A 26526-nucleotide genomic window follows, 5' to 3' on the forward strand; every position below is an offset into this window, starting at 1 on the left:
GGCAGGGGCCCGGGTCATCGCGTCCCCTCCTGCCGCAGCAGGACGGCGTCCACATAGGGCGCCGGATCGACAAGCTGCCGGGCCGTCTCGCGCGCGTAATCCATCACCGGCCCGCCGAACACCGCCAGCGCGACCATGCCCGCGACCAGCGCGCCCGTCGCGGTCAGCGCCAGCGCCGGGGATGCGCTGTCGGCCAGGTCCTGCACGTCCTCGTCGGGTTCGACCTTGGCGGGCAGGGGGCGCTGGCTTTCATGCGGGGCGGCCTGCGGTGCGGGGTCGGGACCAAGCTCGTGCGCCTTCCAGAACACCGTCGATCCGGCCCGCGACAGGCCATAGATCGCAATCAGTGAGCTGAGCAGGATCACCGCCCAGATCGCCAGCGCCCAGTCCGCCTGTCGCGTCGCCTGCAGGATCGCCAGCTTGCCCGGGAACCCCGACAGCGGCGGCAGGCCCGCCACGCCGATCGCCGCCGCAAAGAACAGCGCCGCCACGATGCCGCCCTGCGCGATGGGGGGCAGCGGTCGCAGCCACAGGCTGCCGCCCGCCCGGCGCGCGCCGATCAGGTCCACGACCAGAAACAGCGCCCCCGCGGCCAGCGTCGAATGGATCATGTACCAGATCGCCGCGACCAGCCCCGGCTGGCGGAACTGCGCCACGCCGATCATCAGCGTGCCGACCGACGCCAGCGCGGCGAATGCCGCGACCCGGCCCAGGTGGCGGCTGCCCAGCACCCCGATCTGCCCGATCACCAGCGTCGCCAGCGCGGCCGGCAGCAGGATGTCGGCGGCCAGCCGCTCCATCACGCTGTCGGACGGAAACACCAGGGTGAAGAACCGGATGATCGCATAGACCCCGACCTTGGTCATGATCGCAAACAGCGCCGCCACCGGCCCCGGCGCGCGGGCATAGGTCGCGGGCAGCCAGAAATGCAGCGGCACCAGCGCCGTCTTGACCGCAAAGACCAGCATCAGCAGCACCGCGCCCACCCGCAGCAGCGCGGTGTCGCCGGGCGGCATCTGCGCCACCTTGACCGCCAGGTCGGCCATGTTCAGCGTCCCGGTCACGGCATAGATCGTCCCCAGCGCCGCCAGGAACAGGGTCGATCCGGCCAGGTTGTAGACGACATACTGCACCCCCGCGCGCAGCCGCATCTCGCCGCCCCCGTGGATCATCAGGCCATAGCTGGCGATCAGCAGCACCTCGAAGAAGACGAACAGGTTGAAGGCGTCGCCGGTCAGGAACGCCCCGTTCAGGCCCATCAGCTGGAACTGCCACAGGGCGTGGAAATGCCAGCCCTTGCGGTCCCAGCCCGACCCCAGCGCGTAAAGCTGCACGATCAGCGCCAGCCCCGCCGCCAGCACCAGCATCAGCGCCGCCAGCCGGTCCAGCATCAGCACGATGCCGAAGGGCGCGGCCCAGTTGCCCAGGCGATAGACGTGGATCTCTCCGTCCGCGGCCAGGCCCATCAGCGCCAGCGCGATCGCCAGCTGCGCCGCGGTCGCGGCCACCGACACGACGCGCTGCAGCACCAGGTCGTGGCGCATGGACAGCACGATCAGCGGCGCGACAAAGGCGGGCACCACCACCGGCGCGATCAGCCAGTGGTTCATGCCGCATCCCCCGGTTGCCGCGGTGTCCCGTGCGCGGTCCCTTGGGCGGGCGGACCGGGCCGCGGCGCGCCGGTCAGGTCGCGCCCGGGCATGTCGATGCGGTCGTCGCCCCCCTCGAGGAACGCGCCCAGCGCCATCATCACCACCAGCGCCGTCATCCCGAACGAGATCACGATCGCGGTCAGCACCAGCGCCTGCGGCAGCGGGTCGGTATAACGGTCCACGCCCGTCTGCAGGATGGGCGGCTGATCGACGACCAGCCGCCCCGAGACGACCAGGAACAGGTTGATCGCATAGCTCAGCATCGTCATGCCCAGCACGACGGCGAAGCTGCGCTTGCGCAGGATCAGATAGACCCCCGCCGTGGTCAGCGCGCCGATGGCGATGGCGATCAGCAGCTCCATCAGCGCGGCTCCTCCTGGGGCAGGTCGATGTCCATCGGGCGCAGGTTGACCTGCTGGCCCGCCGCCCGCGCGATCCGCGACAGAGAGTTCAGCGCCAGCATCACCGCGCCGACCACGCACAGGAACACCCCGGTGTCGAACCCCATCGCGGTCGCCAGCTCGAACGGCTCGATCCCGTACAGCTTGAAATAGCCATAGGCCGAGGTCAGGAACGGCTTGCCCGCGAACCACGCGCCCGCGCCGGTGACGCCCGCGGCCAGCACCCCCAGGCCGATCAGCGCGTGATAGGGGATGTTCTGGCGGGCCTGCGCCCAGGCAAGGCCCGACGCCATGTACTGCATCACCAGCGCGATGGACACCACCAGCCCCGCGACGAACCCGCCGCCCGGCGCGTTGTGCCCGCGCAGGAAGATGTACAGCCCCACCACCAGCGAGATGGGCAGGATCACCCGCGTCGCCACCACCAGCATCAGCGGGTGGCGGTCGCCTGCCCGGCGCATGTCGTGGACCCAGTTGCGCAGCCGCCGCCCCGACCGCCCGGCCAGCAGCGTCTCGGTCAGCGCAAAGATCGCCAGGGCGCCGATCCCCAGCACCGTGATCTCGCCGTAGGTGTCATAGCCGCGGAAATCGACCAGGATCACGTTGACGACGTTGTCGCCACCCCCCAGCGTGTGGCTGGTGTCCAGCATGTAGCCCGAGATGCTGGGAAACGCGAAGTCCCGCCGCATGATGGCATAGGCAAGGCCGCCGAAGCCCAGCCCCGCAAGCGCGGCGACGAACGCGTCGGTCCCGCGTTTCAGGTTGCCCGTGTCCAGCACCGTTCGCTTGGGCAGGAAGTTCAGCGCCAGCAGCAGCAGCATGACGGTCACGATCTCGACGCTGATCTGGGTCAGCGCCAGGTCGGGCGCCGACAGATAGACAAAGCCCATCGACACGATCAGCCCGACGATGCTGACCAGCACCAGGGCCAGGATGCGGCGGCGGTGAAAGGCCACGGTGCAGCCGATGGCGACCATGGCCATGACCCAGCCGATCGCCGCAATCGGCTGGACCGGCAGCATCGGGCGCACGGCGGGGCCCACGCGGCCCGTCTCCCATGCCGCGATGCCGCAGATCACCGCCGTCAGCACGAAGACCGCCAGCGCCCGCGACATCGACCCGTTGGTCAGCCCGTTGCCAAAGCGGCGCGCCCAGCGTTCCGCCGTCAGCGTCATCGCGTCGAACAGCGCCTTGGCGTCGGGGCGCGGCAAGGCGCGGCGCAGCCGGTCCGCGGGCCTCCACGCGGCCAGCAGCAGCGCGCCGCCCGCGATGGCCGCCACCGACAGCATCAGCGCCGGCGTGACCCCGTGCCACAGCGCGAAATGCACGTGCTGCGCCTGTCCCGTGACCGCGCCTGCCGCCGCGCCGACCAGCCAGCCGACCATGGTGTCGGGCGCAAGCCCGATTACGACGACCAGCGCGGCCAGGATGGCGGGGCCCAGCCACAGGCCCATGCCGGGATCGTGCGGCGGCGCGGGATAGTCGTCGCGCGGCGGCCCCAGGAACACATGCGCGACCAGCCGCAGCGAATAGGCGACCGACACCAGCGCCCCCAGCGTGGCCAGCCCCGCGACCAGCCCCGTGTGTCCGCCCCAGACGGCGTGGGTCGCCTGTTCCAGCATCAGCTCTTTCGAGATGAAGCCGTTCAGCGGCGGAAGGCCCGCCATCGACAGCGCCGCGATCGCCACGATGGCGAAGGTCAGCGGCATCAGCCTGCGCAGCCCCCCCAGCCGGCCGATGGACCGCGTGTGCGCCGCGTGATCGACGATCCCCGCCGCCATGAACAGCGCCGCCTTGAAGGTGGCGTGCGCCACGATGTGAAACATCGCCGCCACCGCCGCCTGTTCGGTGCCAAAGCCCAGCAGCATCGTGACCAGCCCCAGGTGGCTGACCGTGGAATAGGCCAGCAGTCCTTTCAGGTCGTCCTGGAACAGCGCGATGACCGCGCCCACGATCATCGTGACCAGCCCCACGGTAGCCACGACGGCGAACCATTCCGGCGTGCCCGCCAGCACCGGCCACAGCCGCGCCATCAGAAAGATCCCGGCCTTTACCATGGTCGCGGAATGCAGATAGGCGCTGACCGGCGTGGGCGCGGCCATGGCGCGCGGCAGCCAGAAATGGAACGGGAACTGCGCCGACTTGGTGAACGCCCCGATCAGGATCAGCGCCAGTGCGGGCAGATAGAACGGCGAGGCCTGGATCGCGTCGCGCGCCGCAAGGATGTCGCCGATCCGATAGGACCCGGCGATCTGGCCCAGGATCAGCATCCCCGCGACCATCGCAAGGCCCCCCAGGCCCGTCACGGTCAGCGCCATGCGCGCGCCCTGCCGGCCTTCGGGCAGGTGCTTCCAGAACCCGATCAGCAGGAAGGACGACAGCGACGTCAGTTCCCAGAAGATCAGCAGCAACAGGACGTTGTCCGACAGCACGATCCCCGTCATCGCGCCTTGGAACAGCATCAGATAGGTGAAGAACGGCCCCGCCGCGTCCTCGCGCGACAGATAGTGGCGTGCATACAGGATGATCAGCAGCCCGATTCCCAGGATGAGGATGCCGAACAGCAGCCCCAGGCCGTCGATGCGGAAATCGGCGTTCAGCCCGATCTGCGGCATCCACGGCAGGCGGGTGGCGATCACCTCGCCCGCCAGCACCGCGGGGATGTGCAGGCACAGGCCCAGCAGCGCCAGCCCGGTGGCGGTGGCGCAGGCGGCCGCCGCGGCGTCGCGCCCGGCGCGGACCATCAGGCCGGGCAGCAGCGCGCCCAGAAACGGCAGCAGGGCGATCAGGGCAGGGGACATCGTTCCTCGCGGTTCACGCATGGGTGTCCCAAGCCGGGGCGGGTCTTGTCAAGCGACCCGCGAATACCCGCTAGGCGATGTTCGTGTTTCGTGCTAACCCATGGAAAAACATGGGGCAGTCAACATGCGCGTTCTGGGGATCGACCCGGGTCTGGTGAACATGGGCTGGGGCGTCATCGCGGTTGACGGCGCGCGAGTGCGCCACATCGCCAACGGCATCATCCGGTCGGACAGGGACGGGCTGCCCGCGCGGCTGGTGGATCTGTATCACGGGCTGGTCGCGGTGATCGCGGCGCATGCGCCGGACGCCGCGGCGGTGGAGCAGACCTTTGTCAACAAGGACGCGGTCGGCACGCTGAAACTGGGGCAGGCGCGCGGCATCGCGTTGCTGGCGCCGGCGCAGGCGGGGCTGGCCGTGGGCGAATACGCCCCGAACGCGGTGAAGAAGGCCATCGTCGGCGTGGGCCATGCGCAAAAGCAGCAGGTCGAGCATATGGTCCGCCTGCAACTGCCGGGGGTGGACCTGGCGGGGCCGGACGCGGCCGATGCGCTGGCCATCGCGCTTTGCCACGCGCGCCACCTGCAATCGCGGGTGCTGCGGATCAAGGTGGTCGCATGATCGGGCGGGTCGCCGGGATCATCCTGCACCGCGCGGCCGATCATGTGCTGATCGACGTGCGCGGCGTGGGCTATATCGTGCATGTCAGCGAACGCACCGCGGCCAGCCTGCCGCCCGTGGGGCAGGCCGCCGCGCTTTATACCGATCTGCTGGTGCGCGAGGACCTGCTGCAGATGTTCGGCTTTCCGACCCTGCTGGAAAAGGAATGGCACCGGCTGCTGACCAGCGTGCAGGGGATCGGGGCCAAGGCGTCGCTGGCGATCCTGGGCGCGCTGGGAGCCGACGGCGTGGGCCGCGCCATCGCGCTGGGCGACTGGTCCGCGGTCCGCCGCGCGCCGGGGATCGGCCCCAAGCTCGCGCAGCGGGTGGTGCTGGAGCTGAAGGACAAGGCCCCCGGCATCATCGCCCTGGGCGGCGCGCTGACCGTGGACGCGGGCACCCCCGCCCCCGACGAGGCGCTGGTCGAGGCGACCGGGGCCGCGCCCGCGGCGACCGCCGCCCGCGCCGGCGGCGGCCCCGCCGCCTCGGCCGAGGCGATGTCGGCGCTGACCAATCTCGGCTATGGCCCGTCCGAGGCCGCGGCGGCCGTGGCCGAGGCCTCGGCCCTGGAACCCGCGGCCGCCACGGCCGGTTTGATTCGCGCGGCACTGAAGCTGCTGGCGCCCAAGGGATAATGGGGATCTGACGATGGCGGGACACGCGCGCACATTCATCCTGATGGCGGCCATGACGGCGCTGCTGATGGGCCTGGGCTGGCTTCTGGGCGGGCAGGGCGGCGCGATCGTGGCGCTGGTCGTGGCGGGGGCGGGCAACCTGTGGGCCTGGTGGAACAGCGACAAGGCGGTGCTGCGCCAGCAGGGCGCGGTCGAGCTGACCGGCGCGCAGGGGGGCGAGCTGGTCGCGCTGGTGGCAGAGCTGGCGCGCAACGCGAACCTGCCGATGCCGCGCGTCTATCTGCTGCCGACCGAACAGCCCAACGCCTTTGCCACCGGGCGCAACCCGCAGAACGCGGCCGTCGCCGTCACCCAGGGGCTGCTGCGCATCCTGACGCGGGACGAGCTGGCCGGCGTCATCGCGCATGAGCTGGCGCATATCCGCAACCGCGACACGCTGACGATGACGGTGACCGCCACGATGGCCGGCGCGATCGCCATGCTGGGCAACATGGCGCTGTTCAGCGGCGGTGCCCGCGATCGGGGCGGCGCGCTGGGCGGCATCCTGGCGGTGATCCTCGCGCCGCTGGCGGCCTCGCTGGTGCAGATGGCGATCTCGCGCACGCGAGAGTACGAGGCCGACCGCGCCGGCGCGGCCATCTGCGGGCAGCCTCTGGCGCTGGCGCGCGCCCTGGCCAAGATCGCCGCCGCCGCCGGGCGGACCGTCAACGTCCCGGCCGAACGCAACCCGGCCAGCGCCGCGATGTTCATCATCAACCCTCTGGGCGCACTGCGGATGGACCGGATGTTCTCGACCCATCCGCCGACGCAGGACCGCATCGACCGGCTGGCGGCCCTGGCGCGCGCATGACCGACTTTGCCCCCGACCCGACCCTGCGCGGCGCGCCCCTGGACGGCGACGCCGAGGACCGGGCCCTGCGCCCCCAGCGGCTTGAGGATTTCGTCGGTCAGGCCGACGCGCGGGCCAACCTGCGCGTCTTCATCGAAAGCGCGCGGATGCGCGGGCAGGCGATGGACCACACGCTGTTCCACGGCCCGCCGGGCCTGGGCAAGACGACGCTGGCGCAGATCATGGCGCGCGAGCTGGGCGTGAACTTCAAGATGACCAGCGGGCCGGTGCTGGCCCGCGCGGGCGACCTGGCCGCGATCCTGACCAACCTGGACGCCCGCGACGTGCTGTTCATCGACGAGATCCACCGCATGAACCCCGCGGTCGAGGAGATCCTGTATCCCGCGATGGAGGATTTCGAGCTGGACCTGGTGATCGGCGAGGGGCCGGCGGCGCGCACGGTCAGGATCGAGCTGCAGCCCTTTACCCTGGTCGGGGCTACGACGCGGCTGGGCCTGCTGACGACGCCCCTGCGCGACCGCTTCGGCATCCCCACGCGGCTGCAGTTCTACACGATCGAGGAGCTGGACCTGATCGTCGCCCGCGGCGCGCGGCTGATGGGGATCAGCGCCGACCCCGACGGCACGCTGGAAATCGCCCGGCGGTCGCGCGGAACGCCGCGCATCGCGGGCCGGCTGCTGCGGCGGGTGGTGGATTTCGCGCTGGTCGAGGGCAACGGGCGGCTGGACCGCGCCATCGCCGACATCGCCCTGACCCGGCTGGGCGTGGACGACCTGGGGCTGGACGGGGCCGACCGGCGCTATCTGACGCTGATGGCCGATCACTATGGCGGCGGGCCGGTGGGGGTGGAAACGCTGGCCGCGGCGCTGTCGGAAAGCCGCGACGCCATCGAGGAGGTGATCGAGCCCTATCTGCTGCAGCAGGGCTTGATCCAGCGCACCCCGCGCGGAAGGATGCTGGGGCAACTGGGCTGGCGCCACCTGGGGCTGGACCAGCCGAAGACGGCACAGGCGGGATTGTTCGATGGATGACCTGGAACGGCGGCTGCGCGACAGCTTTGCGCGCCAGACGATGATGCAGACGCTGGGGGCCACCATGGTCACGGCCGGGCTGGGCCGGGTGGTCATCGCCGCGCCCGTCGCGTCCCACGTGCTGCAGCAGCAGGGGGCGGCCCATGCGGCGCTGGCCTTCGGGCTGGGCGACAGCGCGGCCGGCTATGCAGCGCTGTCGGTTTTGCCCCAGGGGTCCGAGGTCGTCACCGTCGAGATGAAGATCAACCTGCTGGCCCCCGCCGTGGGCGACCGGCTGGTGGCCGAGGGCCGCGTGGTCCGCCCCGGCCGCCGCATCGTCGTCGTGGGCGCCGAGGTCTGGGCGGAATCCGGCGAGGTCCGCAAGCACGTCGCCACTCTGCTGGGCACGATGGTCCCGGTCGAGGGATAGCGCCAGCCGCTGCGCCTGCCTTGCCGCTGGCCCTCGGCTTGTGAGCTTGTGAGCCTGTGAGCCTGTGAGCCTCTGAGCCTGTGCGCCGGTCGGCCGCCCAGTCTGCCAGCTTGCCGCATTGACGCCCCGCGGCCGCCGGGCGATCACGGCGCCATGAGAGAATGGCCCCTGATTCCCAAGTTGCTGCTGACCGCGGTCGTGTTCGCGCCGACGATCTGGGCGTTCTCCACCGGGCAGATGCTGCTGGCGGTCCTGGGCGTCGCCGCCTGCTACTGGGTGTTCAACCGGCTGTTCATGCCGTGATCCCGGCCGGGCGCGCGCCCGGTTGACGCATTCCCCCTGCCGGGCGACACCCGCCGACATGACCCCTTCCTTCCCCCCCGGCGCCCGCATCGGCGTGCTGACCACCGAACCCGTCGGGCTGCTGGATTATCTGGCGCCGCCGGACGGGATTGCGCCGGGCCAGGTCGTGCTGGTGCCGCTGGGGCCGCGCCGGGTGATGGGCGTCGTCTGGGGACCGGGCACGGGCGACATCGACGCGGCCCGGCTGCGCCCCGTGGCGCAGGTGATCGAGGCCGCGCCGCTGGGCGACGCGATGCGCGAGTTCCTGGCGCGCGCCGCCGACTATACGCTGACGCCCTTGCCGGTGATGCTGCGCATGGCGCTGCGCGCGCCCGACCTGGACCAGCCGCCCGCGGCGCGGCGCGTGGTCCACCGCGCGGGACCGCCGCCTGACCGCATGACGCCCGCGCGCGCGGCGGTTCTGCGCGTCACCGACGATCACGGCGGCGCGGGCTTTGCCCCGGCCGAGCTGGCGGCGCTGGCCGGCGTCGGCACCAGTGTCGTCAAGGGACTGGTCGCCGCTGGCACGCTGGTCGAGACTCAGGCGCCCCGCGATGCGCCCTATCCGGCCCTGGACCCCGCGCGGCCGGGCAAGCCGCTGGCGGCCGACCAGGCCGCCGCCGCCGACACCCTGCGCGCCCGGCTGCGGGCGGGGGGCTATGCCACCACGCTGTTGCGCGGCGTCACCGGGTCGGGCAAGACCGAGGTCTACCTCGAGGCGGTGGCCGAGACGCTCGCCATGGGCCGGCAGGCACTGGTGCTGCTGCCCGAGATCGCCCTGTCGGCCGAGTTCCTGGACCGGGTCGAGGCGCGGTTCGGCGCCCGGCCCGGCGAATGGCATTCCGGCATCACCCGCACCGAACGGCGCCGGCTGTGGCACATGGCGGGGCAGGGCCAGGTCGGGCTGGTCGTGGGCGCCCGCTCGGCGCTGTTCCTGCCGTTCCGCGACCTGGGCCTGATCGTCGTGGACGAGGAACACGACGGGTCCTACAAGCAGGACGAGACGGTCTATTACAACGCCCGCGACATGGCGGTGCTGCGGGCCGCGGTCAGCGGGGCGCAGGTGGTGCTGGCGTCGGCCACGCCGTCCGTCGAAAGCTGGGTGAACGCGGCGCAGGGCCGATACGCGCGGCTGGACCTGCGCGCGCGCTACGGCGAGGCGGAGCTGCCCGACATGGCCGCCATCGACCTGCGCGCCGAGGACATGCCGCACGGGCGCTGGATCTCGCCCACGCTGGCGCGCGCGGTGGACGACCGGCTGGCGCGGGGGGAACAGGCGCTGTTGTTTCTGAACCGGCGCGGCTATGCGCCGATCACCACCTGCCGGGCCTGCGGCCATCAGGTCGGCTGCGACGACTGTGATGCGCGCATGGTCGAGCATCGCTTCCAGAACCGGCTGATCTGCCATCAGTGCGGCGCGACAAAGCCCGTGCCCACGACCTGCCCCGCCTGCGGCGTCGAGGGGCGGATGGCGGCCATCGGCCCCGGCGTGGAACGGCTGGGCGAAGAGGTCGCGGCCCGGTTTCCCGCGGCGCGGGCGGTGGTGCTGTCGTCCGACCTGTTCCATTCGGCCCGCGCGCTGAAGGACAGCATCGCCACCATCGCCGGCGGCGGCGCCGACATCATCATCGGCACGCAGATCGTGGCCAAGGGCCACAACTTTCCCGCCCTGACGCTGGTGGGCGTGATCGACGCGGACCTGGGGCTGCAAGGGGCCGACCTGCGCGCGGCGGAACGCTCGTTCCAGCTGATGCGGCAGGTCGCGGGCCGGGCCGGGCGGCAGGCGGGCGACCGGCCGGGCCTTGCGCTGCTGCAGACCCACCAGCCCGACCACCCGGTGATCCGCGCCATCCTGTCAGGCCGGGACGAAGAGTTCTGGGACGCCGAGGCCGAGGCGCGGCGCGCCGCCGGGATGCCCCCCTTTGCCCGGCTGGCGGGGATCATCCTGTCCCACCCCGACCAGCCGGTGGTCGAGGCCTATGCCGCCGACCTTGCGCGCCGGGCCGCGCCCCTGCGCGCGATCGGGGCGGATCTGTTCGGGCCCGCGCCTGCCCCGATCGCGCGGGTGCGCGGGCGCTACCGGGTGCGGATGCTGGTCCGCGCGCCACGGCAGGCGCCGGTGCAGGCGGCGATCGCCGAGTGGCTGGCGGCGGCGCCCCGCGCGCCCGCGAACCTGCGCCTGTCGGTGGACATCGACCCGCAAGGGTTTCTGTGACGCCGTGCGGGCGCACGCCTGGGGGCGGCGCGCAGGCTCAGGGCGCAAACCCCTCGAAGGTGATGTTGGCCGCGACCCGGCGCGCCGCGGCGGCCTGCTCGGGCGTCCGGATCGTCCAGCACAGCACCGGCACGCCGCGCGCGGCCAGCGCGGCCACGGCCGGGTTGTCCAGGTCACGGTGGTCGTGAGAGATGAAACAGGCCCCGACACGGTCGAAATCCTCAAGCCGCGCCAGCCCCGCACGGCGCGCGGCGGGAACCCCCGGCCAGTCGTCGGCCGGGAACGCGCAGCTGGTCAGCCCCACGGGGACATGCGGCGCCGCGGCGTGGACCGCGGCCACGGCGTGCGGGTTGAACGACATCACCGCTACCGGGCCATGGTAAGGGGCGACGATCTCGGCCACGCGGCCGGGCAGCTCGCCCATGTCCGGGCCAAGCGCACCGTCCTGGTCCTTGATCTCGATCAGGACCGGCACCCGGCCCGCCACCTCGTCCAGCACGGCGGCCAGCGTCGGAATCCCCTCGTCCGATCCCGCCAGTTGCAGCGCGCCGGCCTCGGCCACCGACAGGGCCGACACGACGCCGCCACTGCCGGTCAGGCGTTGCAGGTCATAGTCGTGGAACACCAGCGGCGTGCCGTCCTCGGCCGGTTGCAGGTCCAGTTCGATGCCATGGCCCGCATCGATGGCCGCACGGAACGCGGCCATGGTGTTTTCGGGCACGCCCGGCCCGTGCAGCCCGCGATGGGCAATCGGATGGGACAGAAAGTCGGGATGCAGCATGGCGCGCCTGTCGGGTTGGCGTGGGTGCAGTCGCGCGATCGCGGCGCGACGGCATCAGATGCGGCGAACGATGCGACCGCCGCGGCGCTCAGCCGGCCGCGATCTCGAACACCGCCTCGACCTCGACCGCCACGCCGCGGGGCAGGGCGGCGGCGCTGACGGCGGCACGGGCGTGGCGGCCCTTGTCCCCGAAGACCTCGACCATCAGGTCCGAGCAGCCGTTGATCACCTCGGGCTGGTCGGTGAAATCGGGCGTCGAGTTGACAAAGCCGGTCAGCTTGACCACCCGCGCCACCTGGTCCAGCGACCCCAGCGCGGCCCGCGCCTGCGCCAGCAGCGACAGCCCGCAGGCCCGCGCCGCCGCAGCGCCCGCGGCCACGTCCAGATCATCGCCCAGCCGGCCGCGGATCAGCCCCTCGGGGCCGGCCGAGATCTGGCCGGACACGAACAGCAGGTTGTCCGTGCGGACGAAGGGAACATAGTTCGCGGCCGGTGCGGGCGCGTCCGGCAGGGTGATGTTCAGCGTGGAGAGGCGGGCTTCGATCGACATGGCATGCTCCTGCAAGGGTCGGCGCGATCCTAGACCGTTCGCGGGCGGTTTGGCAAAGCCGTCCGTGCCCGCAGGGCCGCCGCCCGGGGCACCGCACGACCGCGCACGCCCGGCAGGATCACGCGACCAGCGCCTCGGCGTGCGTCAGGTCCACGCTGACCAGCTGGCTGACGCCCGGTTCGACCATCGTGACGCCGAACAGCCTGTCCATCCGCGCCATGGTCACGGCGTGGTGGGTGATGACCAGGAACCGGGTGTCGGTCCGGCGCGCCATCTCGTCCAGCAGGTCGCAGAAGCGGGTGACGTTGGCATCGTCCAGGGGCGCGTCCACCTCGTCCAGCACGCAGATCGGCGCGGGCGTGGCCAGAAACACCGCAAAGATCAGCGCCAGCGCCGTCAGCGTCTGCTCGCCCCCCGACAGCAGGCTCAGCGTCGAAAGCTTCTTGCCCGGCGGCTGGGCCAGGATCTCCAGCCCCGCCTCCAGCGGATCGTCGGATTCGACCAGCACCAGCCGCGCCTCGCCGCCCCCGAACAGATGCGCGAAAAGGGCGCCGAAGCTTTCGTTCACGGCCTGGAACGCGGCCAGCAGGCGCTCGCGCCCCTCGCGGTTCAGGCTGGCGATGCCGCCGCGCAGCGTGTGGATCGCGGCGGTCAGGTCGGCGCGCTGGGCGGCCAGCGTCTCGCGCTCGGCCTCGAGGGCGCGCCGGTCCTCCTCGGCGCGCAGGTTGACCGGACCCAGCGCATCGCGCGCGGCGCGCAGCCGCGTGATCTGCGCGTCCAGCGCAGCGGCGGCGGGCAGGGCGTCCGCGTCCACCGCCAGGGCCGCGGCCAGCGCCTGAGGGGAATCGCCGGTCGCGTCCGTGATGCGGGCGCGGGCGGCGGCCTCCAGCCCTTGGGCCGCCTCGGCGCCTGCCTCGCAGCGGGCGCGGCTTTCGCGCGCCTGGGATGCGGCGCGCTCGGCCTCGCGCTCGGCCGCGGCGGCGGCGATCAGCGCCGCTTCGGCCGCGGTCAGCGCCGCACGGGCGCGGTCCAGCCGGGCCGCGGCCTCGCAGGCGCGGGCGGACACCGCGGCGCGCCGGGCGGCGAGGTCCGCAGGGCGCGCCGCAGCCGCGGCCAGTTCGGCGGCAAAGCCGGCCCGGCGCCCGGCCAGTTCGGCGCTGCGGGTGCCGGCCTGGTCCAGCCGCAGGCGCCAGCCCTGGGTCTCGCGCGCGATCTCCTCCAGCCGCCTGAGGCGCGCCGCGCCGTCGCGCGTCAACGCGTCCAGCGCGCCGCGACGGGCCAGCGTCGCCGTCCGGGCGGCCTCGGCCGCGGTCTTCGCCTGCTCGACCGCCGCGGCGGCGGCGCCCCGGTCGGGCAGTTGCGCCAGCGCGCGATCCGCCTCGGTCCGCAGGCGCGCCGCCTTGGCCGCGTCCTCGCGGTGGCGGTCCAGGTCGGCAAGCGCCGCCCGCGCGCGGCCCTTGGCCAGCGACAGGTCGGCTTCGGCGCGGCTGGCGGCGCGGGTCGCGTCGGTCAGCGCCCGGTGGGCCGCGCGGACGGCCTCTCGCGCGGCGGATTCCGCCGCCGCGGCCTGCGTCAGCGCGGCGCGCGCGCCCTCGTGCGCCGCGGTGGCAACGGCGGCGGCGGCGCGGGCGGTGTCGGCCTGCGCCCCCAGGTCCGCCAGCCGGTTGACCTGTTGCAGATGCAGCGCGGCGGCCGATGCCGCCTGCCCCGCAGGCAGCGTCAGCCCGTCCCAGCGCACCAGGTCGCCCGCCGCCGTCACCAGCCGCTGGCCGGGGGCAAGCCGGGCCTGCAAGGCGGCGGCGCTGGCTGCGTCCGCCACGATCCCGGTCTGCGCCAGCCTGCGCGCCAATTCGGGCGGCCCCGTGACCCGCGCCGCCAGCGGGGCCGCGCCATCAGGCAGCGCGGGCGCGTCGGGGCAGGGGGGAAGCGCGCGCCAGCCCGCGCCGTCGGCACGGGCGGGCAGCCGCAGGTCGTCGCCCAGCGCCGCGCCCAGGGCAAGCTCGGCCCCCGGCGCGACGGTGACGGCATCCAGCATCGTGCCGCCGTCACCCCGCCCCCGCTGAACCAGCCGGGTCAGGGCGGCGCGTTCGCTGTCCAGCGCGGCGGCCTCGCCCTCGGCCGCGGCGCGGACCGCGCGGGCGGCGGTCTCGGCCGTCTCTGCGCGGGCACGCGCGGCCTCGGCCTGGACCAGCCCCTGTTCGGCCGCATCCGTGGCGTGGCGGGCCTGTGCGTGCGCCGCTTCGGCGGCGGTCACGGCCGTCTGCGCGGCACGACCCGCCTCCTCGGCGCGCGCGGCGGCGTCCTGCGCCTCGGCCGCGCCGCGCGATGCGCGCTGGTGCAGTGCGCGCAGGTCGGCGGCCTGCCGTTCGGCGGACTGATGCTGCGCCGTCAGCCGCGCCGCCTCGGCGGTCCGCTCGCCCAGCGCCTGCTCGGCGGCGCGCAGGGCGGCTGCGGCCGTCTGGGCGGCGGCGCTGGCGGCGCACAGGCGGTCGTCGTGCCCCGCGTGGGCGTCCTCAAGCGCGGCCTGTTCCGACGCAAGCCGGGCGATCACCTCCTCGGCGTCACGGTTCAGCGCCTGTTCGCGCCGGATGTCGCCGTCAAGCTGCACGAGGCGCGCGCTCAGCGCGTCGATCGTGGCGCGGGTGCGGGCTTCGGCCTCGTCCAGCGCGCCCGTGTCGGCGGCTGCGCGGGCCTGAACAGCCGTGGCGACCGCCTCCTCGGACCGCAGGGCGGGCAGGGCGGCCTCGGCCCCTTCGCGCGCCGCGCTCGCCCGCAGGGCGGCGGATTCGGCCTGGGCGGCGGCGGCGCGCGCCGCGCCCAGGGCTGCGGTGGCGGCGGCCAGGGCGGTGGCGGCCTCTGACCAGCGGCGCCACAGGGCCGCGCCCTCGGCCGCGCGCAGGGCCGCGCCGATCTCGCGATAGCGGGCGGCGACCCCTGCCTGGCGGGCCAGCGCCGCTGCCCGGGCGGCCAGCTGGTCCAGCGTGTCGTCCACGCGCGACAGGTTCGCCTCGGCCCCGTTCAGCCTCAGCTCGGCCTCGTGCCGGCGCTGATACAGCCCGCCGATGCCGGCCGCGTCCTCAAGAATGCGGCGGCGGGCGCGGGGCCGGGCGTTGATCAGCTCGCTGACCTGCCCCTGCCGGACCAGCGCGGGCGATTGCGCCCCGGTCGAGGCGTCGGCGAACAGCATCTGCACGTCGCGCGCCCGCACCTCGCGCCCGTTGATGCGATAGGCGCTGCCCGCGTCGCGGGTGATCCGCCGCGTGACGTCCAGCACATCGGCGTCGTTGAACCCGACCGGCGCCCGGCGGGCGCGGTTGTCGAGGACCAGCGTCACCTCGGCCTGGCCGCGCGCGGGGCGGCGGGTGGTGCCGGCGAAGATCACGTCCTCCATCCCGTCGCCGCGCATGGCGGTGGGGCGGTGTTCGCCCATGACCCAGCGCAGGGCTTCCAGCAGGTTGGACTTGCCGCAGCCGTTGGGGCCGACCACGCCGGTCAGCCCGTCGCGGATCACCAGCTCGGTCGGATCGACAAAGCTCTTGAAGCCGGTCAGGCGCAGGCGGTCGAAACGCAAGGAACGCGACTTTCGCAGGTCAACGGGCCCCTGTTCCACCCTGCCCGCGCCGCCAAGTCAACGCGCCACGGCCGGCCCACCGCTTTCCACATCGCGCAAACCCTGGCCTGCGGCGGCTTTCAAAGCCGCGCGGCCGTGCTAACCATCCGCCATGGTTCACGCGCTTGTCACCATCCTGACGTTCCAGCTTGCCGGCGAGGTGCTGTCGCGCGGGCTGGGCCTGCCGGTGCCCGGCCCGGTCGTGGGGCTGGTGCTGCTTGTCGGCGCGATGCGGCTGCGCCCTGCGCTGGCCGAATGGCTGCGCCCGGTGGCACAGGGGGTGCTGGGGCATCTGTCGCTGTTCTTCGTGCCCGCGGGGGTCGGCATCATCGGCCATCTGCCGCTGCTGCGCGAGCATGGCGTGGCGCTGCTGGCGGCGATCCTCGGCTCGACGGTGCTGGCGCTGGTTGCGGGCGCGCTGGCCTTTACCCTTGTCGCCCGCTTGACCGGGCAGGAGGAGCGATGAGTGCCGATCCCGCGCTGATCTGGGCCTATCTGTCCGAGGGGCCGCTTTTGTGGCTGGCGGCGACGCTGGCGGCCTATGCGGCAGGCGACTGGATATCGCGCGCCGCGCGGCGGCAAGGCTGGGCCAACCCGGTGCTGATCGCGGTGCTGTTGCTGGGGCTGCTGCTGCTGGGGACGGGCACGCCCTATGCCACCTATTTCGAGGGCGCGCAGTTCGTCCATTTCATGCTGGGCCCGGCGACGGTGTGCCTGGCGCTGCCGATGTACGACAACCTGCCGCGGATGCGGGCGGCGGCGCTGCCGATCCTGGCCGGTCTGGTCGCGGGCTCGGCCGTGGCGGTCGTCTCGGCGCTGGCGATCGCGCGGGGCCTGGGGATCGAGGGGCCGGTGCTGGCGGCGCTGGCCCCCAAGTCCACGACCGCCCCCGTCGCCATCGGCATCGCGGAACGGCTGGGCGGGCAGCCCACGCTGACGGCGGTGCTGGTGCTGACCACGGGCATCCTGGGGGCCATCATCGTCACGCCCCTGTTCGACGCGCTGGGCCTGCGGGACTGGCGCGCGCGCGGGCTGGCCGTGGGGACCGCGGCGCATGGCATCGGCACCGCGCGAGCATTCCAGGTGAACCCCACCGCTGGCGCATTCGCCGGCATCGGCATGGGGCTGAACGCGATCCTGACCGCCTTCATCGCGCCCTTGGCGCTGCGGCTGTTCGGCTGAACGGGGGAACGGGCCGCCCACGGGCGGGTCCAGGGACCGGGGCGCAGGGGGCTGAAGGGCACCCCTGGCCATTCGGACAGAAGCCGCCCCTTGGCGACCCGCGGCGATGGTGCGTGGCTGTCCGCCGTCCGGGCGGGGCGGACGCGGCCTCAGGCGGCCTCGGCTTCCTCGGCGGCCATGCGGCGTTCGCTTTCCTCGCGCGACAGCGCGACCGAGGTGCGCACGCCCTTGGCCACGAACTCGACCAGCCCCTTGACCACCCGTTCGTTCGGGTCGATGCCCGCGCAGCTCAGCACCTCGCGCCCGTCGCGCGAGCGGGCCCAGCGGGCGATCTGCTCGGCGCCGTTGCCGTATTTCTTGTCATCCGCGATGGCATCGTCGAGGGCGGCCAGAACCACGGCCGCAAACAGCTTGCGGGCCCGCTGCCCCTGTTCGAAATTGAAGGCCGAACCGTCGACGAAATCGCGCATGATGATCATCCTGTCTTCGCCCATCGCAAGGCGGCTGCGGGTGCCGGACCCGCGGTTGTTCCGTGTTCGGGCGTCTGGCAGGATTAGCCTGCGAGACGTCCGATTCGTTATCCCTGCCGCCGCATTGCCGCCATGCAACCGGCGCAATGCGGGGTTTACCCGTGTTTCATGACGTTCCGGCAGCAGGTAAGCATGTCGGCACCGCTTGACAACCTTTGCGTACCGTTTTGGTTGCACGTCGTGGCGCCGCATTGTACCAGCGCCGCCTGCGCGCCTGCACGCGCCCCCCCAATCCCACGCAAGGTCATCCCATGCCCAAGATCAACGGCAACGAGATCAAGCCCGGCTTCGTGCTGGAACACGACGGCGGCCTGTGGGCGGCGGTCAAGGTCGGCCACGTCAAGCCCGGGAAGGGCGGCGCCTTCGCGCAGGTCGAGCTGAAGAACCTGCGCGACGGGCGCAAGCTGAACGAACGCTTCCGGTCCGAGGACCGGGTGGACCAGGTGCAGCTGGACATGAAGGACCAGCAGTTCCTGTACGAGACCGACGGCAAGCTGGTGTTCATGGACAGCGCCACGTTCGAGCAGACCGAACTGGACGCCGACCTTCTGGGCGACCGCCGGCCGTTCCTGACCGACGGCATGACCGCCGCGGTGCAGTATTACGGCGACGAGGCGCTGGCCGTGTCGATCCCCCAGAAGGTCGTCTGCCGCGTGGCCGAGACCGAGCCGGTGCTGAACGGCCAGACGGCCTCGAAAAGCTACAAGCCCGCGATCCTGGACAACGGGCTGCGGGTGATGGTGCCCCCCTTCGTCGGCGCGGGCGAGGCGATCGTCGTCAACACCGAGCTGTTCGAGTATTCCGAACGCGCCTGAGGCCGGCCCGGCCGGCGCGGGGCTCAGCCGCGCCGGTCAAGGAACCGGGCGAACGCGGCCAGCGTGCTGTCGGACACGTGGTGCTCGATCCCTTCGGCGTCGCTTTCCGCGGCCTCGACCGGCACGCCAAGCGCCACCAGCACATCGACGACGGTGCGGTGGCGGGCGCGGGCGCGGGCCGCCATGCGCTGGCCGCTGTCGGTCAGGAACACCCCCCGATAGGGGCGCGACTGGGCCAGCCCCTCGCGCCGCAGCCGGGCCACGGCCTTGGTCGCGGTCGGATGCGTCACGCCCAGATGGGCCGCGATGTCGGTGATCCGCGCCTCGCCTGTGGCGGCGATCAGGTCGTCGATCAGCTCGGTATAATCCTCAAGCAGCGCCTGCGCCTGGGCATGGCGGGCGCGTTCGTGCCGGTCGGGCCGGGGGGCGGGCAGAGCGGGCCGGCCGCGATCCGCGTGCGCGGCCACAGGCAGTTCGGGGGCGGGGTCCTGACCGATCATGGCCTCAGACTAAAGCCGCGGTTGGTGAAGCGCAACTTGGTTGCCTGGTTGACACGAGTGTAGCCAAGGCTACATTTCACGGCGACTCAGCCCCGTCCAAAGGCCCCCCGTGCGCCCGACCCTCATCACTGCCCCGACGCAACCCGCCCACGGCCCCGGCCTGATGGGCTCCGACACGCTGACCGACCGCACCCGCCACGGCATGGTCGAGGCGCTGGCCGGGCGCGGGGGGCGGATGTCGTTCCTGCTGTTCGCCGGTCCGGCGGTGATCGCGTCCATCGCCTATATGGACCCCGGCAACTATGCGACCAACATTCAGGCGGGGGCGAAATACGGCTTTGCGCTGCTGTGGGTCGTGCTGATGGCGAACCTGATCGCCATGCTGTTCCAGTCGCTGTCGGCGCGGCTGGGGATCGCCACGGGCCAGAACCTGGCCGAGGTCAGCCGCGACAACCTGCCCCGGCCGCTGGTCTGGGTGATGTGGGTGATCTCGGAAATCGCCGCGATGGCCACCGACCTGGCCGAGTTCCTGGGCGGCGCCATCGGGCTGTCGCTGCTGTTCGGGCTGCCGCTGATCTGGGGCATGGCCGTCACCGCCGTCATCACCTATGCGATCCTGATGCTGGGCGGGCGCGGCTTTCGCCCGATGGAACTGGTGATCGCGGCCTTCGTCGGCATCATCGGCCTGTGCTATCTGGTCGAGCTGTTCATCGCCCCGGTGGACTGGGCCGCGGCGGGTTCGGGGTTCGTCACCCCCGCGCTGCCCGACATGGGCGCGCTGACCATCGCGGTGGGGATCATCGGGGCGACCGTCATGCCGCACGCGATCTTCCTGCATTCCGGGCTGACGGCGGAACGCATGCCCGGCGCCACCCTGGCCCAGCGCCGCAAGCTCGTGCGGTTTTCCAACGTCGAGGTGGTGGTCGCGCTGGCCATTGCCGGGATGATCAACGCCGCCATGATCATCATGGCTGCCGCCGCCTTTTTCGAGGGGAAGGTCGAGGTCGCCGAGATCGAGACCGCCTATCTGATGCTGACCCCGCTCCTGGGGGGCATGGCCGCGACTGTGTTCCTGGTGTCGCTGATCGCGTCCGGCATCTCGTCGTCGGTCGTGGGGACCATGGCCGGGCAGGTCATCATGCAGGGGTTCCTGCGCTTTTATGTCCCGATCTGGGTGCGCCGGCTGGTGACGATGGTGCCGGCCTTCGCCGTCGTCGCGGCGGGGGTCAACGCGACCGACGCCCTGGTGATGAGCCAGGTCGTGCTGTCGATCGCGCTGCCGGTGCCGATGCTGGCGCTGGTCTGGTTCACCGCGCAGCGCCGGGTGATGGGCGAGTTCGTCGCCTCGTGGCCGGTGCGGGTGCTGGCGGCGATCGGCGCGGCCGTGGTGCTGACGCTGAACTTCGTCCTGCTGGCCGGGGCCTTCGGCCTGCCGATCTGGTTCCTGGGCTAGTCGAACAGGCTCAGCTGGTCGGGAGGCGCAGGGCCTTCGGGCGCGGTCCCCAGCCCCGACAGCGTCACCCCCAGCAGCCGCACGCCGCGGGGATCGGGCAGCACCTGCGCCAACAGCGCCACCGCCTGCGCCAGCAGCATGGCCCGGGACGCCACCGGGCGCGGCAGGCTGTGGGCGCGGGTGACGATCTGGAAATCGCTGTACTTGGCCTTCAGCGTCACGGTGCGCCCGCCCAGGCCGTGCGCCTCGGCGTGCCGCCAGACCTTGTCCGCCAAGGGCGCCAGCGCGGCGGCGGCGGCGGCGGGGTCGTGGATGTCGTCGAGAAACGTCGTCTCGGCGCCGATGGACTTGCGGATGCGGTCGGGGCGCACGGGGCGATGGTCGATGCCGCGGGCCACGTCGAAGTAGTACTGCCCCGACTTGCCAAAGCGCGCGATCAGGAATGCCTGCGTCTGGCGGCGCAGGTCGGCGCCGGTGCGGATGCCGTGGCGTTCCATCTTGGCCGCGGTCGCCGGGCCGATCCCGTGGAACCGCCCGATGGGCAGCGACAGCACGAACTCCGGCCCTGCCTCGGGCGGGATGACGAACAGCCCGTCGGGTTTCCTCTGGTCCGAGGCGAGCTTGGCCAGGAACTTGTTGTAACTGACCCCGGCCGAGGCGGTCAGCCCGGTCTCGGCCCGGATCAGCGCCCGGATCTCCTGCGCGATTCGGGTCGCCGTGCGGCCGTCCAGATGGTCGGTCAGGTCCAGATAGGCCTCGTCCAGCGACAGCGGCTCGATCACCGGGGTAAAGCGGGCGAAGATGGCGCGGATCTGCTGGCTGACGGCCTTGTAGACCTCGAACCGCGGCTTGACGAAGACCAGCCCCGGGCACAGCCGCGCCGCGCGCACCGAGGGCATCGCCGAGCGCACGCCGAAGGGCCGCGCCTCGTAGCTGGCGGCGGCGACGACCCCGCGCAGGCTGGACCCGCCGACCGCGACCGGCCTGCCGCGCAGCGCGGGATCGTCGCGCTGCTCGACGCTGGCGAAAAAGGCGTCCATGTCGATGTGGACGATCCGGCGGACCGCGGCAGGATCAGGCGAAGTCATGGCGCGCGGCGGGTCACGGCGCGCGGGCGGCCAGGGGCGCGGTCCCGCAGCGGGCCGGTCGGGCAGGGACGACGGGCCGCCCGTGTGTCCCCTGTGGCCGAAAGGTCCGGCCGGTGCGCCGCGTGGCGCGCCCTGTCGTCATCGGTGCGCCCGCACCATGCAGTCCCGCGCCCGCCGTCCTGTGCTGGCCCGGTGCGGCGGGATGCGGCGGGATGCGGCGCCCGGCATCACCCCGCCGCGCTGATCCGCGCCTCGCCCGCGGTCAGCGGCCCCGCCATGCGGTCGAACCGCAGATGGGCGATGGCGCGATCGCCGGACTGCGTGAACAGCGTTCCCGCCTCGCGCCCGTCGTCCATCAGGATGGGGGTGCCGACCGGGGGCGCGCCCTCGACCGTGACCCCGACCAGGCCCTTGCGCAGGTCGGTCTTGTGCTTCATGCGCGCCGTCACCTCCTGGCCCACATAGCAGCCCTTGCGGAAATCGACGCCGTGCAGCCGTTCGAACCCGGCCTCGAGCACGAAGGTCTCGTTCGGGATCAGCTCGACCAGCGTTTCGGGAATGACATGGGCGACGCGGATCGCATCCCAGTCGGTCGCGTCCTCGGCCGCCGCGCCATAGTGGCGCCAGCCCAGCGCCGGGTGGCGCGGATCGGGAATGGCGCCCGCGGGCGCAGGCCCCGTGCCGCGGGCGACCGTCATCGGCGACCGCTCGATCTGCACGTCGGACCGCAGCCGATACATCGACAGCCGCCGCGCCAGGTCGTCGGCCAGCCGCGCGTCCACGTCGATCAGCAGCGCCTCGGCGTCGGGCACGATCAGGAAATCGGCCAGATACTTGCCCTGGGGGGTCAGCAGCGCGGCCCAGCAGGGCGCGCGGGTCACGTCGTTGGTGACCAGCCCCTGCAGGAAGGTCACGCGGTCGGCGCCGGTCACGCGCAGGATGGTCCGCATCAGTCGCCTCCGAATTGCAGGCGAACCAGCGCCGCATAGGTGCCGTTCGCCGCCATCAACTGGTCATGCGTCCCCTGTTCGACAACCCGCCCCGCCTCGATCACCACGATCTTGTCGGCCGCCCGGATCGTGGACAGGCGGTGCGCGATGACCAGCGTGGTGCGCCCGGCGCTCAGCTCTTCCAGCGCCTGCTGGACCAGCCGTTCGGACGCGGCGTCCAGCGCCGAGGTCGCTTCGTCCAGCAGCAGGACGGGCGCGTCGCGCAGCAGCGCGCGGGCGATGGCGACGCGCTGGCGCTGGCCCCCCGACAGCGCCGATCCCCGCGGCCCTGCCGGTGTCTCCAGCCCCGCGGGCAGGGCGTCGGCGAAATCCGCGACGCGGGCCGCGGTCACGGCGCGGCGCAGCCGGTCCTCGGGCACGTCCTGGCCCAGCACGATGTTCTCGCGCAGCGTCTCGTCGAACAGCGCGCTGTCCTGGCTGACGGTCGAGAACTGGTCGCGCAGCGTCCCCAGGTCGAAGTCCGCGACCGGGATGCCCCCCAGCGTCACCGTGCCCGCCGTGGGATCCGCCATGCGCGTCAGCAGGTTGAACACGGTGGACTTGCCCGCCCCCGAGGGGCCGACCAGCGCGGTGGTCCGTCCCGCCTCGGCCGTGAAGGTCAGCCCGCGCAGCACCGGATGCGCGCCATAGGCCAGATGCACGTCCTCCAGCCGGATCGTGGTATCCTCGGGCGGGGCGCTGCGCCGCCCGGACCGGATCGTGGGATGCGTGTCGAAGATCGCATAGATGCGTTCCAGCGACGTGGCGGCGGTCTGCCAGCCCCCCGCCAGCCCCCCCAGGCGGCGCAGCGGCTGGAAGGCCAGCGCCAGCGCGGTGAAGAACGACATGAAGTCGCCGACCGTGCGTTCCCCGCGCATGACCTGCGCGCCCCCCAGCGCCAGCACGCCGACAAAGCCCAGGCCCGTCACCACGTCGATCAGCGCCGGGATCACCGCCGAGATCGCGCTGACCTTGGTCTGGCGGCGGCGGATGGCGGTGATGATCCGGTCGAACCGGCCGGACTGATACGCCTCCATCCGGTTCAGCCGGACGGCCGCGATGCCGTGCAGCACCTCGTCCAGCCGCGTCGCGCGCAGGCTGGCGTCGGCGCGGGTCTGCCGCGTCTTGCGTCGCACGTACCGCTGGACGAACACCGTGGGCAGGATCAGCAGCGGCGCGCCGACGACCGCGGCCAGCGTCCACCACGGATCAATGGCGATGGCCACCCCGAACAGTGCCACCAGCGACACCGCATCGCGTCCGGCGCCGGTGATGAAGGTCGTCCAGATCCCCTGCACCGCCTGCGTGTCGCCCTGCACGCGCTCGATCAGCGCGCCGGGCGGGTTCACCTGAAAGAACGCGCCGTCCAGCGTCAGCATGTGGCGCAGCAGGTCCGACTGCATCGCCACCGCGACGCCCTGCTGCACCGAGGTCAGGATCGCGCGCGTGCTGATGTAGGTCAGCGCGCGGATCACGAACAGCGCCAGGATCGCCGCCCCCACCCACCAGATCGCGCTGGCGTCGCGGCCGACGAACACCCGGTCGAACAGCGGCTTGAGCATCCAGGAAAGGATCGCCAGGGTCGAGCCCTCGATCACCATCAGCACGCTGGCCACGGCCATGCGCGGCCAGAAGGGGCGCAGGTAATCGCGCCACAGGCGGGCCGCCAGGCCGCGCGGTCGGTCGGCGCGTGTGGGCATGGGCTCCTTCCCAGATCAGGGGCCACGGATAGCGCGGCGCAGGAGGGTTGGAAAGGTGGCGGACGGTTGCCGGCCGTGCGGACTGCCGTGAAGGCGTTGGGCGTGCGACCGTTGTCGGGGCGGCTGCGACCCGGCGGGCGGCGCGGCGGCGCTGCCCTGCCGCTGGCTCGCCCCACGACGGCCGCCCGTTGGCCCACCCGGACGCCCACTGGACGGCCGCGCGATGCCGCCCTAGGCATTTGCCGTCCCATCCTGTCGAGGTCGTTCATGAGTTTCGCCGCCGGCCGTCCCGTGCTTGCCATTCCGGGCCCCTCGCCCGTTCCCGACCGGGTGCTGCGGGCGATGCACCGGGCCTCGCCCGACATCTATGGCGAGGCGCTGACGCAGATGAACCTGCGGCTGATGGCCGACCTCGGGCGGCTGGCGGGCACGCGCCAGAACCTTGCCGCCTATATCGGAAACGGCCACGCCGGGTGGGAGGCCGCCAACATCAACCTGTTTGCGCCCGGCGACCGGGCGCTGGTGCTGACCAGCGGGCATTTCGGCCGCTCGTGGGCCGCCACCGCCCGCGCCATCGGGGTCGAGGTCGAGGAGATCGACTTCGGCAACGCCGCCGCCCCCGACCCGCAGCGTCTGGCCGACCGGCTGGCGGCCGACCGCGCGGGCGCGATCCGCGCCGTGCTGGTCTGCCAGGTGGACACCGCCAGTTCCGTGCGCGCCGACATCCCCGCGCTGCGCGCCGCAATGGGCGGTCACCCTGCGGCGCTGGCGGTGGACGCCATCGCCTCGCTGGGGTGCGAGCCGATGATGATGGACGACTGGGGTGTCGATGTGCTGGTCTCGGCCAGCCAGAAGGGGCTGATGGTGCCTGCGGGCCTGGCGTTCGTGTGGTTTTCCGATCGGGTGGCGGCGGGCCGGGGCGCGGCCACCCCCTATTGGGACTGGACCCCCCGCGCCCGCGCCGAGGAACTGTGGCGGTTCTGGGGCGGCACGCCGCCGGTGCAGCATCTGTACGGCCTGGCCGAGGCGCTGGCGATGCTGCTGGACGAGGAGGGGCTCGCGGCCGCCTGGCAGCGCCACGAGGGGCTGGCCCGCGCGACCTGGGCCGCGCTGGACGCCTGGGGCGCGAACGGCAGCGGCATCGCCGCCAGTGTGCCCGACCCGAACGCGCGGGCTTGGTCGGTGACGGCCGTGCGGCTGCCCGGCGCGGACCGCCTGCGGGCCTGGACCGAGCGCAACGCGGGCCTGACGCTGGGGATCGGCTTGGGCGCCGAGACGCCCGCCGACGCGCTGCGGATCGCGCACATGGGCCATGTCAGCGCCCACGGGCTGCTGGGCACGCTGGCGGTGGTCGAAGCCGGGATGATGGCGCTGGGCATCTCGCACGGAGCGGGCGGCGTGGCCGCCGCGGCGGCCGAGATCGGGCGGCTGGCCGGCCACGCCCCCTGAGCGCGCCGGTGCGTCCTGCCGGGTGAAAGGCCGGGGCGCCATCGAGCGCCTGGTTGTCCCGGCGTGCGTCCCGCCCTGCGTGGCGGCAGGGCGGGCGGGAAAGCCCCGCCGGGCGACCGGCGGGGCAGGGGCGTCAGTTCGAGGCCGGGGCGGTGGGGTGGGCCGGCTTGGCCTGCGGGGCGGTCGCGCCGCCTTCGGCGGGCTTTGCCTCGGGCGCGGCGGCGGGGGTTTCGGCCCCGGCAGGCTTTGCCTCGGGCGGCTGGCCGGTCACGGGGCTGCTGGCGGCCATCGATTCCGTCTTGGCAGCATCGGCGCGGGCGGCATCGGGCGCGTTCTTTTCAAGCCACGCCTGCATCGTCGCGATCTCGTCTTCCTGGGCGGCGATGATCTCCTCGGCCATTTTGCGCAGTTCAGGGTCGGTGCCGTGTTCCAGCTGGATCCGGGCCATGTCGATCGCGCCCTGATGGTGCGGGATCATGCCGCGTACGAAATCGACGTCGGCGTTGCCGGTATAGGCGATCGCCATGCCCATGTGCATCTTGTCCATCGCCGCCTGATAGGCGGCGGTCGAGGCGGGCGTGCCCGGCGCGGGCGACTGGGCCGCGGGCATGGCGTGGCCTGTGCCGTGGTCCTGCGCGCCCGATGCCGCAGGGGCTGCGGCGGGGGCGGGTGCGGTCGCGGCAGGGGCGGCGGTGTCGGCGGCCGGCGTCGTCTGGGCGACGGCCGACAGCGCCAGCAGGGGCGTCAGCAGGGCCGCGCCGATCAGGGCGCGCGGGGGCGCGCGGCGTGTGGTCGGACCAGTAAGGACGGCTGTCATGGCGGTGATCTCCCTTGTGGTGTGACGCCCCAACGCCGCACCCCGCCCTGCGGGTCCGGCCGGCGGCC

Annotated in this window: 24 protein-coding genes; 12 read left to right on the forward strand and 12 right to left on the reverse strand. The window is 72.9% G+C overall.

Annotated elements, in window-relative coordinates:
* Window positions 1-14: 14 nt before the first annotated feature.
* The 3 genes from DPQ23_RS04255 to DPQ23_RS04265 are packed head-to-tail and all read right to left on the reverse strand — an operon-like array spanning window position 15 to window position 4854.
* Complete coding sequence (locus DPQ23_RS04255; RefSeq protein ID WP_112873448.1) at window positions 15-1610, reverse strand: monovalent cation/H+ antiporter subunit D; 1596 nt, start codon at window positions 1608-1610, stop codon at window positions 15-17.
* Window positions 1607-2014 carry a Na+/H+ antiporter subunit C gene (locus DPQ23_RS04260; protein WP_112873449.1) on the reverse strand — a complete coding sequence of 136 codons (408 nt, stop codon included), beginning with the start codon at window positions 2012-2014 and terminating at the stop codon, window positions 1607-1609. Before DPQ23_RS04260 ends, DPQ23_RS04255 begins: the two co-directional genes overlap by 4 nt.
* Window positions 2014-4854 (reverse strand): monovalent cation/H+ antiporter subunit A, encoded by a 2841-nt coding sequence (locus tag DPQ23_RS04265; protein ID WP_112873450.1) that lies wholly within the window; start codon window positions 4852-4854, stop codon window positions 2014-2016. The genes DPQ23_RS04260 and DPQ23_RS04265 overlap by 1 nt, the downstream gene beginning before the upstream one ends.
* Window positions 4855-4978: 124 nt before the next feature.
* Here DPQ23_RS04265 and ruvC point away from each other — a divergent pair, with 124 nt between their 5' ends.
* From ruvC to DPQ23_RS04295, 7 genes are all read left to right on the forward strand, one after another.
* Window positions 4979-5473, forward strand: a complete 495-nt coding sequence (ruvC, locus tag DPQ23_RS04270) for a crossover junction endodeoxyribonuclease RuvC (RefSeq protein WP_112873451.1) — start codon at window positions 4979-4981, stop codon at window positions 5471-5473.
* On the forward strand, window positions 5470-6147 hold the full coding sequence (gene ruvA / locus DPQ23_RS04275; protein ID WP_112873452.1) for a Holliday junction branch migration protein RuvA: 678 nt from the start codon (window positions 5470-5472) through the stop codon (window positions 6145-6147). Before ruvC ends, ruvA begins: the two co-directional genes overlap by 4 nt.
* 13 nt (window positions 6148-6160) lie before the next feature.
* A complete protein-coding gene (locus tag DPQ23_RS04280; RefSeq protein WP_112873453.1) occupies window positions 6161-6997 on the forward strand; it encodes a M48 family metalloprotease in 837 nt (278 codons plus the stop codon).
* Entirely contained in the window at window positions 6994-8028 is a 1035-nt protein-coding gene (ruvB, locus tag DPQ23_RS04285; protein ID WP_112873454.1) for a Holliday junction branch migration DNA helicase RuvB, read from the forward strand. Before DPQ23_RS04280 ends, ruvB begins: the two co-directional genes overlap by 4 nt.
* Complete coding sequence (locus DPQ23_RS04290) at window positions 8021-8437, forward strand: PaaI family thioesterase (protein WP_112873455.1); 417 nt, start codon at window positions 8021-8023, stop codon at window positions 8435-8437. Before ruvB ends, DPQ23_RS04290 begins: the two co-directional genes overlap by 8 nt.
* Window positions 8438-8590: 153 nt before the next feature.
* Window positions 8591-8740, forward strand: coding sequence for a hypothetical protein (locus DPQ23_RS15325; RefSeq protein ID WP_162630637.1), 150 nt, complete (start codon window positions 8591-8593; stop codon window positions 8738-8740).
* A 58-nt stretch (window positions 8741-8798) separates the two neighbouring features.
* Window positions 8799-10994: a primosomal protein N' gene (locus DPQ23_RS04295; protein ID WP_112873456.1), complete on the forward strand. Its 2196-nt coding sequence runs from the start codon at window positions 8799-8801 to the stop codon at window positions 10992-10994.
* 37 nt (window positions 10995-11031) lie between these two features.
* On the opposite strand, the gene DPQ23_RS04300 is transcribed toward DPQ23_RS04295, so the two are convergent.
* The 3 genes from DPQ23_RS04300 to DPQ23_RS04310 all read right to left on the reverse strand — a co-directional run bounded on the left by DPQ23_RS04300 (window position 11032) and on the right by DPQ23_RS04310 (window position 15896).
* Window positions 11032-11775, reverse strand: a complete 744-nt coding sequence (locus tag DPQ23_RS04300; RefSeq protein ID WP_112873457.1) for a glycerophosphodiester phosphodiesterase family protein — start codon at window positions 11773-11775, stop codon at window positions 11032-11034.
* A gap of 88 nt (window positions 11776-11863) precedes the next feature.
* Window positions 11864-12325 (reverse strand): RidA family protein, encoded by a 462-nt coding sequence (locus DPQ23_RS04305; RefSeq protein WP_112873458.1) that lies wholly within the window; start codon window positions 12323-12325, stop codon window positions 11864-11866.
* 118 nt (window positions 12326-12443) lie between these two features.
* Window positions 12444-15896: a chromosome segregation SMC family protein gene (locus DPQ23_RS04310; protein ID WP_112873459.1), complete on the reverse strand. Its 3453-nt coding sequence runs from the start codon at window positions 15894-15896 to the stop codon at window positions 12444-12446.
* A gap of 151 nt (window positions 15897-16047) precedes the next feature.
* Here DPQ23_RS04310 and DPQ23_RS04315 point away from each other — a divergent pair, with 151 nt between their 5' ends.
* On the forward strand, window positions 16048-16401 hold the full coding sequence (locus DPQ23_RS04315) for a CidA/LrgA family protein (RefSeq protein ID WP_112873460.1): 354 nt from the start codon (window positions 16048-16050) through the stop codon (window positions 16399-16401).
* A complete protein-coding gene (locus DPQ23_RS04320) occupies window positions 16398-17117 on the forward strand; it encodes an LrgB family protein (protein WP_112873461.1) in 720 nt (239 codons plus the stop codon). The genes DPQ23_RS04315 and DPQ23_RS04320 overlap by 4 nt, the downstream gene beginning before the upstream one ends.
* A 149-nt stretch (window positions 17118-17266) precedes the next feature.
* Here DPQ23_RS04320 and DPQ23_RS04325 read toward each other — a convergent pair whose 3' ends face one another.
* On the reverse strand, window positions 17267-17587 hold the full coding sequence (locus tag DPQ23_RS04325; protein WP_112873572.1) for a DUF6280 family protein: 321 nt from the start codon (window positions 17585-17587) through the stop codon (window positions 17267-17269).
* Between the two features lie 311 nt (window positions 17588-17898).
* Between DPQ23_RS04325 and efp the strand changes: the two genes are divergently transcribed.
* The gene (gene efp, locus DPQ23_RS04330) at window positions 17899-18462 is read left to right on the forward strand and encodes an elongation factor P (RefSeq protein ID WP_112873462.1); all 564 of its coding nucleotides are present in this window, start codon (window positions 17899-17901) and stop codon (window positions 18460-18462) included.
* A 23-nt stretch (window positions 18463-18485) separates the two neighbouring features.
* Here the strand turns inward: efp and mntR are convergent, their stop codons facing one another.
* Window positions 18486-18962, reverse strand: a complete 477-nt coding sequence (gene mntR, locus DPQ23_RS04335; protein WP_112873463.1) for a manganese-binding transcriptional regulator MntR — start codon at window positions 18960-18962, stop codon at window positions 18486-18488.
* A gap of 163 nt (window positions 18963-19125) precedes the next feature.
* Here mntR and DPQ23_RS04340 point away from each other — a divergent pair, with 163 nt between their 5' ends.
* A complete protein-coding gene (locus DPQ23_RS04340; RefSeq protein ID WP_112873464.1) occupies window positions 19126-20415 on the forward strand; it encodes an Nramp family divalent metal transporter in 1290 nt (429 codons plus the stop codon).
* On the opposite strand, the gene dinB is transcribed toward DPQ23_RS04340, so the two are convergent.
* From dinB to DPQ23_RS04355, 3 genes are all read right to left on the reverse strand, one after another.
* Window positions 20412-21503 carry a DNA polymerase IV gene (gene dinB / locus DPQ23_RS04345; RefSeq protein WP_112873465.1) on the reverse strand — a complete coding sequence of 364 codons (1092 nt, stop codon included), beginning with the start codon at window positions 21501-21503 and terminating at the stop codon, window positions 20412-20414. The two genes, DPQ23_RS04340 and dinB, sit on opposite strands and share 4 nt — an antisense overlap.
* A gap of 227 nt (window positions 21504-21730) precedes the next feature.
* Window positions 21731-22453, reverse strand: a complete 723-nt coding sequence (gene ygfZ / locus DPQ23_RS04350; protein ID WP_112873466.1) for a CAF17-like 4Fe-4S cluster assembly/insertion protein YgfZ — start codon at window positions 22451-22453, stop codon at window positions 21731-21733.
* Window positions 22453-24192, reverse strand: coding sequence for an ABC transporter ATP-binding protein (locus DPQ23_RS04355; RefSeq protein WP_112873467.1), 1740 nt, complete (start codon window positions 24190-24192; stop codon window positions 22453-22455). Before DPQ23_RS04355 ends, ygfZ begins: the two co-directional genes overlap by 1 nt.
* 267 nt (window positions 24193-24459) lie before the next feature.
* Here DPQ23_RS04355 and DPQ23_RS04360 point away from each other — a divergent pair, with 267 nt between their 5' ends.
* Window positions 24460-25641, forward strand: coding sequence for a pyridoxal-phosphate-dependent aminotransferase family protein (locus DPQ23_RS04360; protein ID WP_112873468.1), 1182 nt, complete (start codon window positions 24460-24462; stop codon window positions 25639-25641).
* Window positions 25642-25774: 133 nt separating this feature from the next.
* Here the strand turns inward: DPQ23_RS04360 and copM are convergent, their stop codons facing one another.
* Window positions 25775-26458 (reverse strand): CopM family metallochaperone, encoded by a 684-nt coding sequence (gene copM, locus DPQ23_RS16100; RefSeq protein WP_112873469.1) that lies wholly within the window; start codon window positions 26456-26458, stop codon window positions 25775-25777.
* Window positions 26459-26526: the final 68 nt, after the last annotated feature.

The organism is Paracoccus endophyticus (assembly GCF_003286075.1).
Lineage (GTDB): Bacteria > Pseudomonadota > Alphaproteobacteria > Rhodobacterales > Rhodobacteraceae > Paracoccus > Paracoccus endophyticus.